Here is a 15,951-nt window from a genome sequence, read left to right on the forward strand (position 1 = left end):
CTCATTCCTCGCGGGTGGGGTGGTGACGCGGACCGCCGCCGTCGTCCACGTCGGGGCTCCATCGACCGGTGGCGGTGATCCGCGTCCAGACGCCGGTCTCGCCCGCTTCGGCAGCGCGCCTGCCGAGGCTCTCGGCCCAGCGGCGCTCGGACGTGACGGCGTCCCGCCAGGACCAGAGGCGGCGGGTCAGGCGGTGCAGCGGGTACTCCTCCGTGATGCCTATCGCGCCGTGCAACTGGTGCGCGATCTGGGCGATCTCGGTGGCAGCGGAGGCCGTGGTGATCCGTACGATCTCGATGGCGCCGTCGAGCGGTGCGGCCTCACGGGCCAGGGCCAGGGCGGCGTCGGCCTGGATGAGCTGGACGCGCATCCGGGCCAGGTTGCCGGCGACGGCCGGGATCTTGAGCAGGGGTGCGCCGAACTGCTCCCGCTCGGAGACGTACTTCTTGGTGAGGCGGTACGCGCCCTGGGCGGCGCCGAGCACGGCGGCCGACCACAGCAGGGCAAGGCGCTCACGGACCTCGGCGTATTCCGGCGCGCCCTCGACGGCGGTGACGGGCGTGCCCGCGAGGAGCACGGTGTCGCGGGGCTCGCCGGCGATGTTGTCCACGGGCCGCACGGTGACCGAGGCATGGGCCAGGTCGACGAAGAGCGGCGCGGCGCCGGGCGCGCACAGCACCAGGCGTGCGGCGTCGCGGGCCCACGGCACGGTGGTCAGCTCGGCGGTGAGAGTGCCGGTGGAGGCGTCGGGCACCTCGTCGAGCAGCAGGACCGTGGTGAGGCCTTCGGCGAGGCCGCCGGCATGACTGAGGACCCAGTCCGCTGTGGACGCCTCGACGATCGGTACGCCGATGCCGTGCCTGCCGAGGGATTCGACCACCACGAGCAGATCGTCGAGGCAGCCGCCGGAGCCGCCCTTGTCCTCGTCGATGCCGACCCGGGGAAGTCCCGACCCGACCAGGCTGTCCCACAGTTCGGGTTTGCCGGATGCGGCCAGGTCGTCGACCAGGCTGCGCAGTTCGTCGGCGAACTGGCTCATGAGCGGGCCTCCTGGCGGGCGATGAGGGAGAGCAGCACCTCGGCCGCGCCGCCGCGCAGGCTGAAGGCCGGAGAGGCGAGCAGCGCCTGACCGAAGACGGAGCCGAAGGCGGGGTCCTGGCAGAGGTCGGTGCGGCGCAGCGCCTCGATGATGTCGTGTTCGAAGGCGTTGCCGAGGAACTTCAGGGCCGCGGCCTGCTGGACGGGGGCCCGACCCGCGTCCATGGCGCCGGCGACCTCGAAGCAGAGCCGGCGAAGGACCGCGAGGCGGGCGACGAGGGAGCCGAGCAGCGCGTGCAGCTCCCGGTCGTCCTTGTCGCGGGCGGCCGCGGCGATCAGCTCCACGAGGACGGGGTAGCTGGAAAGGGAGCGCTCGGCGCCGCCGCGCTCGAAGGAGAGCTGCTCGACGACCTGCTTCCAGCCCTGGCCGGCCTCGCCGATGAGGCGGTGGGTGGGCACGACGACGTTCTCGAAGCGCACCTCGTTGAAGTGGTGCTCACCCGCGAGGTCGACGATCGGGGTGACCGACACCCCCTCGGCGTCCATGTCGAGGACGAACTCGCTGAGCCCCTCGTGTTTCCGCTCCGCGCGCGAGGTGCGGGCGAGGACGTAGGCGTGGGTGGCGTGGTGGGCCTGAGTGGTCCAGATCTTGTGGCCGTTGACCAGCCAGCCACCGTCGGTCCGCTCCGCGGTGGTCCTCACCGAGGCCAGGTCGGATCCGGCCTCCGGCTCGCTCATGCCCAGGCAGAACACGGCCTCGCCGGAGGCGATCTTCGGCACGATCTCCTCCTGGAGCGCACGCGTACCGTGGCGCAGGACCGCGGGGCCGATCTGCCGGTCGCCGATCCAGTGGGCGGCGACGGGGGCGCCTGCGCGCAGCAGTTCCTCGGTGACGGCGAGGCGCTCGACGTTGGTCCGCGCGGCGCCGCCGAACTCCTTCGGGTACGTCATCGCGATGAGGCCGCGGGCTGCGAGCTCCTTGCTGAACTCCAGGTCGAAGGAGCGCAGCCAGGAGTCACTGCGGGGGGTGTAGCGTCCGGCGTCCCGCCACTCGGCGGTCAACCGGCGGACCCGTTCGCGCAGTCGGGCGCAGGAGTCCGGTCCTGGAGAGTGGTCCATGATGGCCTTTCGGGCGTAGCGACGAGGGGCTCAGCGGCCGTTGAAGACGCCGGGGCGCTTCTCCTGGAAGGCTGCGAACGCCTCGGCGGAGTCCTCGGTCGAGGTGATCACGGCCATGTGGGACGAGATCAGGTCGAGGGCGGTCCGCAGGTCGTGGCGGGCGCCCTGGCGGACGGCACGCTTGATGGTGCGGATCGCGGCCGGCGGGCGCTCGGCGAGCCGGGTGGCATACGCGTACACCGCGTCCATCAGCTCCTCGTCCTCGTGCACTTCGTCCGCCAGGCCGATGCGCAGCGCCTCGTCGGCGCCGACGAAGTCGCCCGTCCACAGCATCCGCAGAGCGGTGGAGGTGCCCACGGCGCGGGGCAGCAGCCAGCAGCCGCCGTCACCCGGGACCAGGCCCACCTTGATGTAGCCCTCGGAGAAGCGGGCGCTGCGTCCTGCGAAGCGCAGGTCGCACAGGAGCGCCATGTCCATTCCGGCGCCCACGGCAGGTCCGGCGACGGCGGCGATCACCGGCTTGTCGACATCCTCCAGGGCGAGCGCGACCCGGTGCACGTGCTGGGTCAGCAGCTCCTTCTCCCCCAACGGCGGCCGCTGCTCCCCCTTGAAGGCGGAGAGGTCCACGCCGGAGCAGAAGGAGCCGCCGGCGCCGCTGACGACGATCACCCGCACCTCCGGGTCGCGCTGGGCCTCGATCAGGGAGTCGGCCCAGGTGTGCACCATGTCGATGGTGAAGGCGTTCTTGCGCTCGGGGCGGTTGAGCAGGATGGTCGCGATGTGGTCGCGAACCGTGTATTCGAGGTCGGCCATCGCCGTCCCTTTCTCTACTTGATGCCGGCCCGCAGCTCGCGCTTGAGGACCTTGCCGTTGGGGTTGCGGGGCAGCTCGTCGACGAAGTGCACCCCGCGCGGCTTCTTGTACGAGGCGATCCGAGACTTGGTGAAGTCGATGAGCTCCTGCTCGGTTGGGCGCACGACGCCCTTGCGCAGGACGACCATGGCGGTGACGGCCTCGCCCCACACCTCGTGCGGCACACCGATGACCGCGGCCTCGGAGACCGCGGGGTGCTCGGCCAGCGCGGACTCGACCTCGGCGGGATACACGTTCTCGCCGCCGCTGACGATCATGTCCTTGATCCGGTCGGTGAGGAACAGGTAGCCGTCCGCGTCGAGGAATCCGCCGTCCCCGGTACGGAGCAGGCCGTCGGCGTCGTACAGAGCCGCGGTCTCCTCGGGACGGTTCCAGTAGCCGGGGGTGTTGTGCCGGGAACGGATACGGATCTCGCCGGGGGTCCCGGCCGGGACCGGTCTGCCGGTGACAGTGTCCGCGATCACCACATCCACCCCGCGGCGCGGCCTGCCCACGGACTTCAGCAGGTACTGCCTGGGTCCGTCGGCCTCGTGGTCCTCCGGCGGCAGTTGGGTGACCGTGCCGCCGCCCTCGGTGAGGCCGTACTTGCCCATGAAGTGGCAGGAGAAGAGGGACATCGAGCGGCGCAGCAGCGCCGGGGTGATGGGCGCGGAGCCGTAGGTGATGAGCGCGAGGCGGGAGAAGTCGCGCTTCTCGATCCCCGGCAGCTCCGTGAGCATGTGCAGCACCGAAGGGACGAGGAAGGCGTGCGTGACACCCTCGCGCTCGATGGTCTCGGCCGCGGTGTCAGGCGTGAAGTCCGGGAACATCAGGCTGTTGGCCCCGGCGGTGAGCGCCACGCGCAGCCAGCCCAGGCCCCCGATGTGGAACATCGGCAGGGCATTCAGCGCCACCGACCCGGCCTCCCAGAGGTACTCCTCCAGCTCCGTCGTGTCGGCGTAGAAGTTGCCGTGGGTGAGCAGGACGCCCTTGGGCACGCCGGTGGTGCCGGAGGTGTAGATCTGCAGGAACACCTCGTCGGCGTCGGCGTCCGTGCCCCGCCCCGGGTCGTCGTCGGGGTGGGCGGCGAGCCAGTTCTCGTATGCGGGTACGGCATCGTCGGCGGACGGGCCGATGACGACCAGCCGCACGTCCGGCATGGCCGCGCGCACGGCGTCGGCCGCGGTACGGAACTCGGGCTCGGCGAGCAGGAACGTCAGCTCGGCGTCCTGGGCAACGGCGGTCAACTCGGGCACGGCGAGGCGCCAGTTGAGAGGCACCGTCACCAGACCGGCCTTGGCCGCGCCGACCAGGATCTCGCCCGCCGCGTTGCGGGTGCGGGCGAGGAAGCCGATCCGGGACCCGGCGGGGGCGGCGGCGAGGAGCGCGCGGGCGATCCGGTTGCTACGGGAGTCCAGCTCGGCGTAGCGGACGGTGCTGCCCTCCGAGGTGAGCGCGGCGAAGGAGCCGCGCTCACGTGCGTGCAGGCGGATGGCCTCGGGCAGGTGCAGACCCATGACGGGGTCCCTCCATCGTCATTGGCAGAGGATGCGGCAGTACGGGGTGGACAGGGCCCGACCGGACCCGGCTCGGGCGTCAGCCCTTCGGGCCGCCCGCGACATAGAGGACCTGGCCGGAGACGAAGCCGGCCTCCTCGCGTGCGAAGTACGAGACCGCCTGGGCGATGTCCTCGGGGACGCCGACCCGGCGGACGGGGATGCTGGTGGCGTAGCGCCCGGTGAACTCCTCGAAGGTGATCCCCATCCGCCCGGCGGTGGCCGCGGTCATCTCGGTGGCGATGAAGCCGGGTGCCACGCAGTTGGAGGTGACGCCGAACGGGCCGAGTTCGATCGCCAGAGTCTTCGTGAGAGCCTGCAGGCCGGCCTTGGCGGAGGAGTAGTTGGACTGGCCCCGGTTGCCGAGGGCGGCGGCGGAGGACATGTTGATGATCCGTCCCCACCTGGCGTCGACCATGTGCTTCTGGCAGGCCTTGGCCATCAGGAACGCGCCGCGTAGGTGGACGCCGATGACGGCGTCGAACTCCTGCGGGGTCATCTTGAAGACGAGGTTGTCGCGGATGATGCCGGCGTTGTTCACCAGCACGGCGGGGGCACCGAGTTCGGCCACGACCTCGGCGACGCCGGCCTCGACCTGCTCGGGGTCCGAGACATCGCAGCCGACGGCGAGTGCACGGCCGCCGCCCTTCTCGATGATCTCGACGGTGCTCGCGCAAGCCGCCTCGTCCAGATCGAAGACGGCGACGGCGAAGCCGTCGCGGGCCAGGCGGGCGGCGGTCGCCGCACCGATGCCCCGTGCGGCGCCGGTGACGACGGCGACCTTCTGGGCCGGGTCGGTTTCGGACACAGTTGGCTCCCTGTGGACAGCAGCGGTGGGTGGTGGTCTACTTCGGGGCCATGCGGATGGCGCCGTCGAGACGGATCGTCTCGCCGTTGAGCATGGGGTTCTCGATGATCGAGGTCGCCAGCTGCGCGTACTCGGACGGGTCACCGAGGCGCGAGGGGTGCGGCACCTGGGCGCCGAGCGCGTCGAGTGCCTCCTGCGGTTTGCGGTTCAGGAGCGGGGTGGAGAACAGGCCCGGGGCGATGGTCATCACGCGGATCCTGGCGGCGGCCAGGTCGCGGGCGATCGGCAGGGTCATGCCGACGATGCCGCCCTTGGAGGCGGAGTAGGCGCACTGGCCGATCTGGCCCTCGAAAGCCGCGGCGGAGGCGGTGTTGATGATGACGCCGCGCTCGCCGTCGACCTCCTCGGTCCTGGACATCTCGGCGGCCGCGAGGCGCAGCACGTTGAAGGTGCCGATCAGGTTGACGCCGACGACGAACTCGAAGTCCTTGAGCGCGTAGGGCGTGCCGTCGCGGTTGACCGTGCGACCGCCCTTGCCGAGGCCCGCGCAGTTGACCGTGATGCGCAGTGGCGCCCGGTCGGCGGCGGTGGCGACGGCGCAGGCGGCGTCCTCGGCGCTCCGGACGTCACCGGCGACGAAGTGTGCTCGCTCGCCGAGTTCCTTGGCGACCTGCTCGCCGGCCGAGGTGGGAAGGTCGAGCAGGACGACGTGTGCGCCCCGCTCGAGCAGGCGCTTTGCGGTGGCGAGGCCGAGGCCCGATGCGCCACCGGTGATGACGGCGGAGACTCCGTTGATCTGCATGGTGGGGGGTTCCGTTCTCGAATCTCAGAGGCCGATGGATTTGGCGATGATGGTCTTCATGACCTCGCTGGTGCCGCCGTAGATCCGCATGACGCGGGTGTCGGCGTACAGGCGGGCGATCGGGTACTCGAGCATGTAGCCGTAACCTCCGTGCAGCTGGAGGCACTTGTCGATGACGCGGCCGGCGGTCTCGGTGCAGAGGAGCTTCGCCATGGCGGCGTAGTCCGCGGACAACTCGCCCTGCGCGTCGCGCTCCAGCGCCTCGTACGCCATGAGCCGGGCCGCCTCGACCTCGGTGGCGCACTCGGCGAGCACGAACTTGGTGTTCTGGAAGGACGCCACAGATTTACCGAAGACCGTACGGTCCTGGGTGTACTCCTTGGCGAAGCGCACGGCGGCGTCGGCCGCGGCGGCGGCCTGGACGGCGATGACGAGGCGCTCGCGCGCGAGGTTGCGGCCCAGGTGGAAGAAGCCCTCGCCCTCCTCGCCGAGGACGTTCTCGACCGGCACCTTGACGTCGGTGAAGGACAGCTCAGCGGTGTCGGAGGCGTGCAGGCCGATCTTGTGCAGGCTGCGGCCGACCGCGAAGCCCTCGCTCCTGGTGTCCACGACAAGGATCGTCAGTCCCTTGCGGCGGTTGTCCGCCGGGGCGGGCGACGTACGGCAGACCACCAGGACCAGGTCGCACCGGGTACCGCCGGTGATGAAGGTCTTGGCTCCGTTGAGGACGTAGTGCGTGCCGTCCTCGGACAGCACGGCCGTCGTCCGGATGCCGGCCAGGTCCGAGCCGGTGCCGGGCTCGGTCATCGCGATCGACAGCATGATGTCGCCCGAGGCGCAGCCCGGTACCCAGCGTTGCTTCTGCTCCTCGGTACCGAAGTGCAGGAGGTACGGCAGGATGATGTTGGCGTGCGTCATGGCGGTGCCGACGGTGGCCCCGGCCCGGGCGACTTCCTCCGCGAACACGGCGCCGAAGTGGTGGCCGGTCCCGGCGCCGCCGCCGTACTCCTCGGGCACCTCGATGCCGAGGATGCCGAGCTCTCCGAGCTTGCGGTAGAAGTCGCGCGGGACGGCCTTGGCCGCCACCCAGTCCTGCAGTTGCGGGACCGCTTCCTTCGCCAGGAACTCCCGCACCACCACCCGGAAGGCCTCGTGCTCCTCGTTGAATACCGTGCGCGGCATGCCTGCCTCATTCCAGATCATGGGTTAGCCGGTTTTCACTTTCAGGCCCCACAAGGCCCACTGTCAAGGGATTTTTCTTATTGGACTCTGAGGTTAGCTTGGAATAACTTAATGTCACCCGTCTCCCCGTTACCAGGAGCAGCCCATGCGTGACGCAGTGATCGTGGATGCCGTTCGAACCCCTGTCGGCAAGCGCGGCGGTTCCCTCTCCGGTATCCACGCCGTCGATCTCTCCGCCCATGTCCTGACCGCCCTCGCCGAGCGCAACGGTCTCGACCCCGGCACCGTCGACGACGTCGTCTGGGGCACCGTCTCCCAGGTCGGCGAGCAGGCCGGTGTCGTCGGCCGTTTCGCGGCCCTCGCGGCCGGCTGGCCCGAGTCCGTACCCGGCGTCTCCGTCTCGCGCGCCTGCGGCTCCTCCCAGCAGTCCGTGCACTTCGCCGCCGGTCTGGTCACCGCCGGCCAGTACGACATCGCCGTCGCCGGCGGCGTCGAGTCGATGAGCCGCGTGCCGATGGGCTCGGCCCGCAGCGTCCCGACGGCCGGCAAGGCGTACGGCCCCCTGGTCCTGAACCGCTACTTCCCCGGCGGCGAGGGCGAGTTCGACCAAGGCGTCGGTGCCGAGCTGATAGCCGAGCAGTACGGCCTGAGCCGCACGCAACTCGATCAGCACGCCCTGGACTCGCACGAGCGCGCCGCCCGCGCGATCGACGAGGGGCGCTTCAACTCCCAGATCACACCCGTCACGGTCACCGACCCAGACGGCACCACGCGCGTCTTCGACACCGACGAGGGCGTGCGGCGCGGCTCCACCCTGGAGAAGCTCGCCGGCCTGAAGACGCCCTTCAAGCAGGACGGCGTGGTGAGCGCCGGGAACTCCTCACAGATCTCCGACGGCGCCGCCGCGCTGCTCATCACCACCGGTGAGATCGCGCAGCGGAACGGCTGGACCCCGATCGCCCGCGTGCACACCGCCGTTCTCGCCGGGGCCGACCCGGTCACCATGGCCCTCGGTCCCGCCCCGGCCACCGCCAAGGCGCTCAAGCGCTCCGGCCTGTCGATCGGCGACATCGGCGCCTTCGAGATCAACGAGGCGTTCGCCCCGGTCACCCTGGCCTGGCTCAAGGAGACCGGCGCCGATCACGAGCTGATGAACCCGCTCGGCGGCGCCATGGCGATCGGCCACCCGCTCGGCGGCTCGGGCGCGCGCCTGATGACCACGCTGGTCCACCACATGCGCGACAACAACATCCGCTACGGCCTGCAGGCCATGTGCGAGGCCGGCGGCATGGCCAACGCGACGATCCTCGAACTCCTCTGAAGCAGAGTCTCGTTCAAGTGGGGGTGCCGCCCGTGGGCGGCACCCCCACTCGCACTCTTGAGGAGCCTGCCGGTGGGCGTGAATGGGCGAGGGCGAGCGCCCTCACCGGGTGAAGGTAAGAAGACGAGCGGGCGCACGTCTCCACATGAGTCGACGCTCTGCAGGACGTCAAGCAGCACCGTGTCAGGCAGTCTCGGTCGCCGGGGGCTGCGCTGGAAGAGGCTGTTCGGCCCACACGGTTTTGCCGCCGGTGTCGGAGGTGTTGCGGACGCCCCAGTCCTCGCTGAGTTGCGCGGAGATGAACAGGCCTCGGCCGCCCTCGTCCACCGTGCGGGCGTGACGAACATGTGGTGCGGAGGGGCTGCTGTCGTGCACCTCGCACGTCAGGGTGCGGCCTTTGATCAGACGCAGTTGCACGGGTGGAGCACCGTAACGGATCGCGTTGGTCACCAGCTCGCTGACGATCAATTCGGTTGTGTACGCGGTCTCGTCGTCGACCCCCCACGTGGCGAGTCGGCGTCGCGTGCGTGCCCGAGCCTGACCCACGGATTCTGGCTGGTTGTCCAAGTCCCAGCTGGCGACCTGGTCGGCGGGGAAGACGCCGGTGCGGGCAAGGAGGAGGACCGCATCGCCGGTGGCGGGGGCGTTGCCCAGCCGGTTGACGGCGTCGTCGCAGATGTCCTGCAGGGCCCCCGGCCGGGGGCCAACAGCAGCCGGAGGGGGCCCAGGTCGGCCGGCCCGTTGGACGAAAGTGCGGACACGAGCGCGGTGGTGCAGAAAGCAAGGACGCTCCCCTCGGGTGTCCGACGTCAGTGTGTGAAGACAGAGTTGGACACCCGCGTCTCCTTGACGCCCGGCCACAGTACGACGAAGGCGGCCAGTACCTCACCCACGCTCCGGCTCGGAGCATCGATGACCCACTTCGTGCCATCCGCCGGAGAGCCGGCGGCCAGGGGCCTCAGGGCCTCCACAGCTCCCGCCGGCCAGAATTTTGCACACCACGCAAAATTGCATAGCATGCACCTTCATGAGCGCCGACGACATGCCACTCGGGCTGCGCGAACGTAAGAAGCGTGCGACACGTGACGCCCTCGCGGACGTGGCGCTGCGCATGGCCGCGGATCGCGGAATCGAGAACGTGACCGTGGAAGCGGTCACCGATGCGGTCGGCGTCTCTGCGCGCACCTTCTTCAACTACTTCCCGTGCCTGGAAGACGCGGTCACCCGACCCGACCCCGACACCGCCGAGCGGGCCCGTCGGGCCGTACTCAACGCGCCGAAGGAACTCTCGGCGCTCCATGCTCTGCGCGAGGCGATCGGCCAGGAACTCGCCCATATCGAGGAGGATCACGAACGCTGGGAACTCCAGACGGCCGCGCTCAGGAAGAGTCCTTCGCTGCTGCCCGGATTCCTGGCCGCCCAGGGCGCGGACGAACGCGCACTGGTCGCTGTCGTGGCCGAGCGCCTCGGCCAGGATCCCGAGTCCGATCTTCACCCCCGGCTTCTCACGCACGTGACGATCGCTGCCGTGCGCGCCGCCGTCGAGCTCTGGGTGGCCTCCGGCCGTACCCGCACGTTCCAGAGCATCTACAGCGAGGCGTTCGCCTCGCTGGCCGCCGGTCTGAGCGACTGAAGCACATCCGAACCCCCCACCGGGGGCCCTTCACCAGAGAATGAGGAACGTCAACCGATGACCGCTGCCGTCACACCCGAAACCGGTACCGCCGGTGCGCCCGAGGGGGCTGCACCGGCCATGACGCGTCGTCACATACTCCAGGCCATGTCGGGCCTGATGGCCGGCATGTTCGTGGCCATCCTGGCCTCCACCGTGGTCTCCAACGCCCTTCCCAGGATCATTGCCGATCTGCACGGCAGCCAGTCCTCGTACACCTGGGTGGTCACCGCCGAGCTCCTGGCGATGACGGCGACCGTCCCGATCTGGGGCAAGCTGTCAGACCTCTACGACAAGAAGCTGCTCATCCAGCTCTCGCTCTCGATGTTCATCGTCGGCTCGCTCGTCGCCGGCTTCTCGCACAGCGTCGGCCTGCTCATCGTGAGCCGTGTGGTGCAGGGCATCGGCGCGGGCGGTCTCACCGCGCTCGCCCAGGTCGTGATGGCGGCGGTCATTCCACCGCGTGAACTCGGCCGCTATTCCGGCATCTTCGGCGCCGTCTTCGCCGTCGGCACCGTCGCGGGACCGCTCATCGGCGGCGTGCTCGTGGACACCTCCTGGCTGGGGTGGCGCTGGTGCTTCTTCATCGGTGTGCCGTTCGCCCTGCTCGCGATCGTGCTGCTCCAGCTGACCCTGAAGCTGCCCACGGTCCGCAGGGAGGTGAAGATCGACTATCTCGGTGCCGTCCTCATCATGAGCGGGGTCAGCTCACTGCTGCTGTGGGTGACCCTCGCAGGCAACCGGTTCGACTGGGCGTCGTGGCAGACCGCCGCTCTGGTCTCCGCCGGTGTGGTCCTGCTGGCCACAGCGGTCCTGGTCGAATCCAGGGTCCAGGAACCGATCATCCCGCTGGACATCTTCCGTAACCGGACCGTCGCACTGACGACGGTGGCGAGCCTGCTGGTCGGCGTGGCCATGTTCGGCGGCACGGTGTTCCTCTCCCAGTACTTCCAGATCTCGCTCGGCAAGTCGCCGACCATCGCAGGTCTGATGAGCCTGCCGATGATCCTCGGTCTGATGCTCTCCACGACCGTCGCCGGGCAGATCATCTCCGCCCGGGGCAAGTGGAAGGGCTTCCTGATCGCGGGCGGCATCATCATGACCGCGGGCATGGGCCTGCTGGCCACGATCAGCGCGGACTCCTCGTTCGGGCTGCTCAGCATCTACATGGTCGTACTGGGCGTCGGCGTCGGCATGCTGATGCAGAACCTGGTGCTGGCAGCTCAGAACGACGTACCCGCGTCGGAGCTCGGCGCAGCGACCTCGGTGCTCTCGTTCTTCCGCAGCCTCGGTGGGGCGATCGGCACGAGCGCGCTGGGCGCCGTGCTCAGCCACCGGGTGGCGAGCGAGATGGAGAAGGGCTTCGGCGGGGCGGCGGACAACGGGGGCGCCGGGCACGGGGTCCCCGACCTCGCCGCCCTTCCCGAATCGGCCCGGCAGGTGGTCGAGCATGCGTACGGGGTCGCGACCGCGGATGTCTTCCTGATCGGAGCCCCCTTCGCGTTTCTCGCGCTGATCGCGGTGCTGTTCATCAAGGAGAAGCCGCTCAAGACGCAGAGCGGCATGGAACGGCTCGCGGAGGAGAACGCCGCCGCGGCAAAGGCGCCGGCTGCCCCGGCGCACTGAGCGCGCCACAGCGACAGGTACACCGAGTTCGAGGCGAAGCGCCGCCGTGCCCGGACAGAATCTGCGGACACGCACGATGCGTCCGCGTGAGGACGTCGCGCGCGGCGGCCAGGCTCCTTCTCGCCCAGGGGTACGAACGGACCAGATGCCCCGAACCGACGACGCGTTCAGCCTGAACACGCCATCGCAGTGCTTGCTTGAACGGGAGCCGCCTCCGAGCCGTACATGATGGGTGGCGGAACGCGGCCTCCCAACCTGGTCCGCCGTGCCACCACTTGGCTTCGCACGGAAGGATCTTCGGGTGTCGCACGCTGACCGCGCTCCGGTCCCGCCCCATACGGACAGCGCAAGCACGGAGGAGGACCTGACACGGGACGGTTCTCCGGAGCACGTCCCGGACTGTGACGCCGCGGGTCCGGACGGCGCCGCACGCGACGACCCTGGCGAGGCCGTCGTCCGCGGCCCGCGGGAAAGGCGCCCGGCCGTGGTGCGGAGCGTGGCGTGGGTGACCACGGCCCTGGCCACCGCGCTCGTGCTCTTCGCTCTACTCCTGCCGAACCAGGTCAGCCGACTCACGCCCGGCACGTTCGCCCGCATTCCGGTGGAGGCGATCCTCGGCGTCGCCGTACTGCTCGTCCTGCCGCCAAAGGCGAGGCGGGTGATGGCGGTGTTCGCGGGGGTGGGCCTCGGCCTGCTGACCATCCTGAAGTTCCTCGACATGGGTTTCTACGCGAGTCTCGACCGGCCATTCGATCCGGTACTCGACTGGATCCTGCTCGACGACGCGGAAGCCTTCCTCAAGGACTCGGTCGGCCGGGCCGACGCGATCGGTGCGCTGATCGGGATCGTGGCCCTCGCTCTCGCCTTGCTCGCCTTCATGACGCTGGCTGTGGTCCGGCTGAGCCGCCTCCTGGTCCGGCACAGCGCCGTGGCGACCCGTACCACCTTGGTGCTCGGGACCGCATGGATCACCTTCATGGCGCTCGGCACGCAGATCGCCGGCGTGCCGGTCGCTTCCAGGAACACGGCCACCCTCGTCGAGGACCGTGCCGGCTCGGTGCGTGCAGGCCTCAAGGACGAGCGGGAGTTCGAAAAGGAGTCTGCCGTCGATGCCTTCGGCGACACCCCGGCCGACCAACTGCTGACCGGGCTGCGCGGCAAGGACGTCATCTTCACCTTCATCGAAAGCTACGGGCGCTCCGCAGTCGAGGACCCGGCGATGGCGTCGCAGGTCGACGCGGTGCTCGCGGACGGGACCAGTCGGCTGAGTGCGGCCGGATTCTCCTCGCGAAGCGGCTGGCTCACCTCCCCCACGACGGGCGCCGGTAGCTGGCTTGCCCACACCACCTTCATGTCAGGCCTGTGGGTCGACAATCAGCAGCGCTATCGCAGCGTCACCTCGAGCGACCGGCTGACCCTCACCGGCGCCTTCCGGCGCGCCGACGCCTGGCGGACGGTCGGCATCATGCCGGGGGTCACCCGGGCCTGGCCGGAGGGGAAATTCTTCGGCCTCGACAACATCCACGACTCCCGGCAGCTCGGGTACAAGGGCCCGAAGTTCAGCTGGACGCCCGTACCCGACCAGTACAGTCTGTCCGCCTTCGAACGCCTGGAGCACGGCAAGCCGGGCCGTGACCCATTGATGGCGGAGATCATTCTCGCCTCCAGTCACAATCCCTGGGCACCCATACCCAGGATGATCGGCTGGAACGAGGTCGGTGACGGCTCGGTGTACGACGCCATGAAGAAGGCCGGCAAGGACCCCAAAGAAGTGTGGCGGGACCCCGCCCAGGTGCGAACCGAGTACCGGCGTGCCATTGAATACTCGTTGCACAGTCTCATCTCCTACGTGGAGAAGTACGGCGACGACAACACCGTGCTCGTCTTCCTCGGCGACCATCAGCCGGTGACGACCGTCACCGACGGCAAGTTCGGCCGGGACGTACCGGTCGCGATCGTCGCCCGCGATCCGGCCGTGCTGGACCGTATTTCCGGCTGGGGCTGGCAGGACGGTCTGAAACCCGGCCCGTCCGCTCCGGTCTGGAGGATGGACACCTTCCGCGACCGCTTCCTGACCGCCTTCGGTCCGCAGTCGGGCCCCAACTCGTCCCCGCCGACCCGGTGACCAGAGGCATCAGCAGTTGACCAGGTGGAGCCATGATGTCGCGTCGACCCGCCACAGCACAGTCGACGTCACTCAGGATGTGCGACAGAAGGAGCGGAAGGTTCGCGCACTGATGCGGCGGGCAGTGACGCGGCAGGCCGCTCGAGCAGGCGAAGGGCTGCGGAGACACCGGCGGTGGCTGTTCGCACTCGTCGTGGTCGTGCTCCTCGCCGAGATGGCGTTCGCGATGGTCACGACGGCCGTGAAGCAGACCCCGACCATCGACGAGCCCGTGTACGTGGGCACGGCGGTGGTCTACCTGCAGCAGCACAGCCTGCGGTACAACCCTGAGCATCCGCCGCTGGGGAAGCTGCTCATCGCGTCAGGGACGGCCTTCGCCGATCCGCACCTCGACCGCGCCTTCGTCGGCGATCAGACGGAGCTCGGACGGCACCTCCTGTACGAATCGGGCAATGATCCGTGGCGTCTGATGCTGTGGGCGCGATTGCCGGTGATCGTGCTGACGCTACTGTTCGGGCTGGTCGTCCTCGCGTTCGCCCGTGACCTCGCCGGTCCCGTGGGCGGGTTGGTGGCGCTCGGTCTGTACGCGTTCTCGCCCGACATCATCGCGCACGGGTCGCTGGCCACACTTGACGTACCGGCGGCCGGCTTCCTGCTGACGTCGGTCTGGTTGCTGTGGCGGGCGCGGCGGCGGCCTCGCCGCTGCCTCCCGCTCGCCGGAGGGGCGCTGGGCGCGGCCGTGGCCACGAAGATGAGCGTGTTGCCCGCGGTTCCGGTGCTGTTGCTCCTCGTCGTCCTGTCGGTCTGCCACGCCCGCCGGACGCACAACCTCGGCCCCCGCGGGCGGATGCGGCTTCTCCTGCTCGGCGTGGCGGCCGCATCGGTCGTGGCGCTGGTCTCGATCGCCGTGGTGTGGGCCACCTACCTCGCCGTCGACCCGCAGTTGCGATGGGCCGGTCCCGAGACCCTGCCGGTCACCCACGGGCTGCGCGCGCTGGTCGTCGACCGGCTCCCGTTCCCGGAGCCGTACCGGGACGGTATGCGCATCCAGTTCGGCTTCGAGAACATGGCGTGGGGCGGCTTCCTGTTCGGCCGCCACTACCACGGTTCGCTGTGGTACTACCTGCCGACCGCGCTCCTGATCAAAACGCCGCTGGGCATGCTCGCGCTGTGGCTGACCGGAGTCGTCGCCACCGTGACGGTGCCCCGGCTGCGGTCCGCGGCACCGTACGTACTGGTCCCCACGGTGGTTCTGCTGGCCGCGGCCATGTCCGGGTCCCGCGATCTCGGCGTCCGGTACGCCCTCTTCATGCCGATGTTCCTGGCAGTCGCCGCGGCGGGCGTGGCCGTCTTCCGGCGGCGGGCGGCGCACATCGCGTCCGCGGCGCTGATCCTGTGCGTCGTGGTGAGCTCGCTGCGGACGTACCCGTACTACCTGCCGTACTCCAACGAGGCGTTCGGCGGCCCGGCCAGGACTCACCTGCGCCTGCACGACTCGAACGTCGATTGGGGTCAGGACCTGGGCCGGTTGGCCACCCGTCTGCGGCAGCGGTACCCGGACGAGAAGATCTGGCTCGTCTACAAAGGCAGCGGCGTGCCCTCCTTCTACGGCATCGACGCGTCCGACCCGCGCAAGGTCCCCCCGAGCGAGGTTCACGGCCTCCTCGTCGTGTCGGACTCCTCGATCGCAAAGGCCGATGACCGACTGGCGACGCTGATCAACACCAGCGCGCGCATCGACGAGGTGGGCCACTCGATCACGATCTACCGCCGGGCAACGCGCGTGCCCGGAGCCCTCGAGGCGAAGCGGTCCCAGCGCGAGTAGGTACCTGACAACCGTTCCACGACGT

The 15,951-nt window shown here is 69.7% G+C and carries 13 protein-coding genes; 5 read left to right on the top strand and 8 right to left on the bottom strand.

The features are described from left to right. Position 1 precedes the first annotated feature (1 nt). From OHB49_RS05855 to OHB49_RS05885, 7 genes are all read right to left on the bottom strand, one after another. On the bottom strand, positions 2–1,039 hold the full coding sequence (locus tag OHB49_RS05855; protein ID WP_329158492.1) for an acyl-CoA dehydrogenase family protein: 1,038 nt from the start codon (positions 1,037–1,039) through the stop codon (positions 2–4). Continuing rightward, positions 1,036–2,157, bottom strand: a complete 1,122-nt coding sequence (locus tag OHB49_RS05860) for an acyl-CoA dehydrogenase family protein (protein ID WP_329158494.1) — start codon at positions 2,155–2,157, stop codon at positions 1,036–1,038. The genes OHB49_RS05855 and OHB49_RS05860 overlap by 4 nt, the downstream gene beginning before the upstream one ends. A gap of 30 nt (positions 2,158–2,187) precedes the next feature. Continuing rightward, positions 2,188–2,970, bottom strand: a complete 783-nt coding sequence (locus OHB49_RS05865) for an enoyl-CoA hydratase/isomerase family protein (RefSeq protein WP_329158496.1) — start codon at positions 2,968–2,970, stop codon at positions 2,188–2,190. A 14-nt stretch (positions 2,971–2,984) separates the two neighbouring features. Next, positions 2,985–4,526, bottom strand: coding sequence for an AMP-binding protein (locus tag OHB49_RS05870; protein ID WP_329158498.1), 1,542 nt, complete (start codon positions 4,524–4,526; stop codon positions 2,985–2,987). A gap of 79 nt (positions 4,527–4,605) precedes the next feature. Next, positions 4,606–5,373 (bottom strand): 3-oxoacyl-ACP reductase FabG, encoded by a 768-nt coding sequence (gene fabG, locus OHB49_RS05875; protein ID WP_329158500.1) that lies wholly within the window; start codon positions 5,371–5,373, stop codon positions 4,606–4,608. Between the two features lie 37 nt (positions 5,374–5,410). Then, on the bottom strand, positions 5,411–6,175 hold the full coding sequence (locus OHB49_RS05880) for an SDR family NAD(P)-dependent oxidoreductase (protein ID WP_329158501.1): 765 nt from the start codon (positions 6,173–6,175) through the stop codon (positions 5,411–5,413). 24 nt (positions 6,176–6,199) lie between these two features. Next, complete coding sequence (locus OHB49_RS05885) at positions 6,200–7,357, bottom strand: acyl-CoA dehydrogenase family protein (protein WP_329158502.1); 1,158 nt, start codon at positions 7,355–7,357, stop codon at positions 6,200–6,202. A 145-nt stretch (positions 7,358–7,502) separates the two neighbouring features. Between OHB49_RS05885 and OHB49_RS05890 the strand changes: the two genes are divergently transcribed. Next, positions 7,503–8,678 carry a thiolase family protein gene (locus OHB49_RS05890; RefSeq protein WP_329158504.1) on the top strand — a complete coding sequence of 392 codons (1,176 nt, stop codon included), beginning with the start codon at positions 7,503–7,505 and terminating at the stop codon, positions 8,676–8,678. Between the two features lie 183 nt (positions 8,679–8,861). Here OHB49_RS05890 and OHB49_RS05895 read toward each other — a convergent pair whose 3' ends face one another. Then, the gene (locus OHB49_RS05895) at positions 8,862–9,539 is read right to left on the bottom strand and encodes an ATP-binding protein (RefSeq protein ID WP_329158506.1); all 678 of its coding nucleotides are present in this window, start codon (positions 9,537–9,539) and stop codon (positions 8,862–8,864) included. Positions 9,540–9,705: 166 nt separating this feature from the next. On the opposite strand from OHB49_RS05895, the gene OHB49_RS05900 reads away from it, so the two are divergent. The 4 genes from OHB49_RS05900 to OHB49_RS05915 all read left to right on the top strand — a co-directional run bounded on the left by OHB49_RS05900 (position 9,706) and on the right by OHB49_RS05915 (position 15,926). Continuing rightward, on the top strand, positions 9,706–10,311 hold the full coding sequence (locus OHB49_RS05900; RefSeq protein ID WP_329158507.1) for an acyl-CoA-like ligand-binding transcription factor: 606 nt from the start codon (positions 9,706–9,708) through the stop codon (positions 10,309–10,311). A gap of 57 nt (positions 10,312–10,368) precedes the next feature. Next, positions 10,369–11,976 carry an MDR family MFS transporter gene (locus OHB49_RS05905; protein WP_329158509.1) on the top strand — a complete coding sequence of 536 codons (1,608 nt, stop codon included), beginning with the start codon at positions 10,369–10,371 and terminating at the stop codon, positions 11,974–11,976. A gap of 301 nt (positions 11,977–12,277) precedes the next feature. Then, positions 12,278–14,101, top strand: coding sequence for a sulfatase (locus OHB49_RS05910; protein ID WP_329158510.1), 1,824 nt, complete (start codon positions 12,278–12,280; stop codon positions 14,099–14,101). A gap of 112 nt (positions 14,102–14,213) precedes the next feature. Next, complete coding sequence (locus tag OHB49_RS05915; RefSeq protein WP_329158511.1) at positions 14,214–15,926, top strand: phospholipid carrier-dependent glycosyltransferase; 1,713 nt, start codon at positions 14,214–14,216, stop codon at positions 15,924–15,926. The last annotated feature ends 25 nt before the right edge of the window (positions 15,927–15,951 follow it).

Origin of the sequence: Streptomyces sp. NBC_01717 (assembly GCF_036248255.1) — a bacterium.
Taxonomy (GTDB): Bacteria; Actinomycetota; Actinomycetes; order Streptomycetales; family Streptomycetaceae; genus Streptomyces.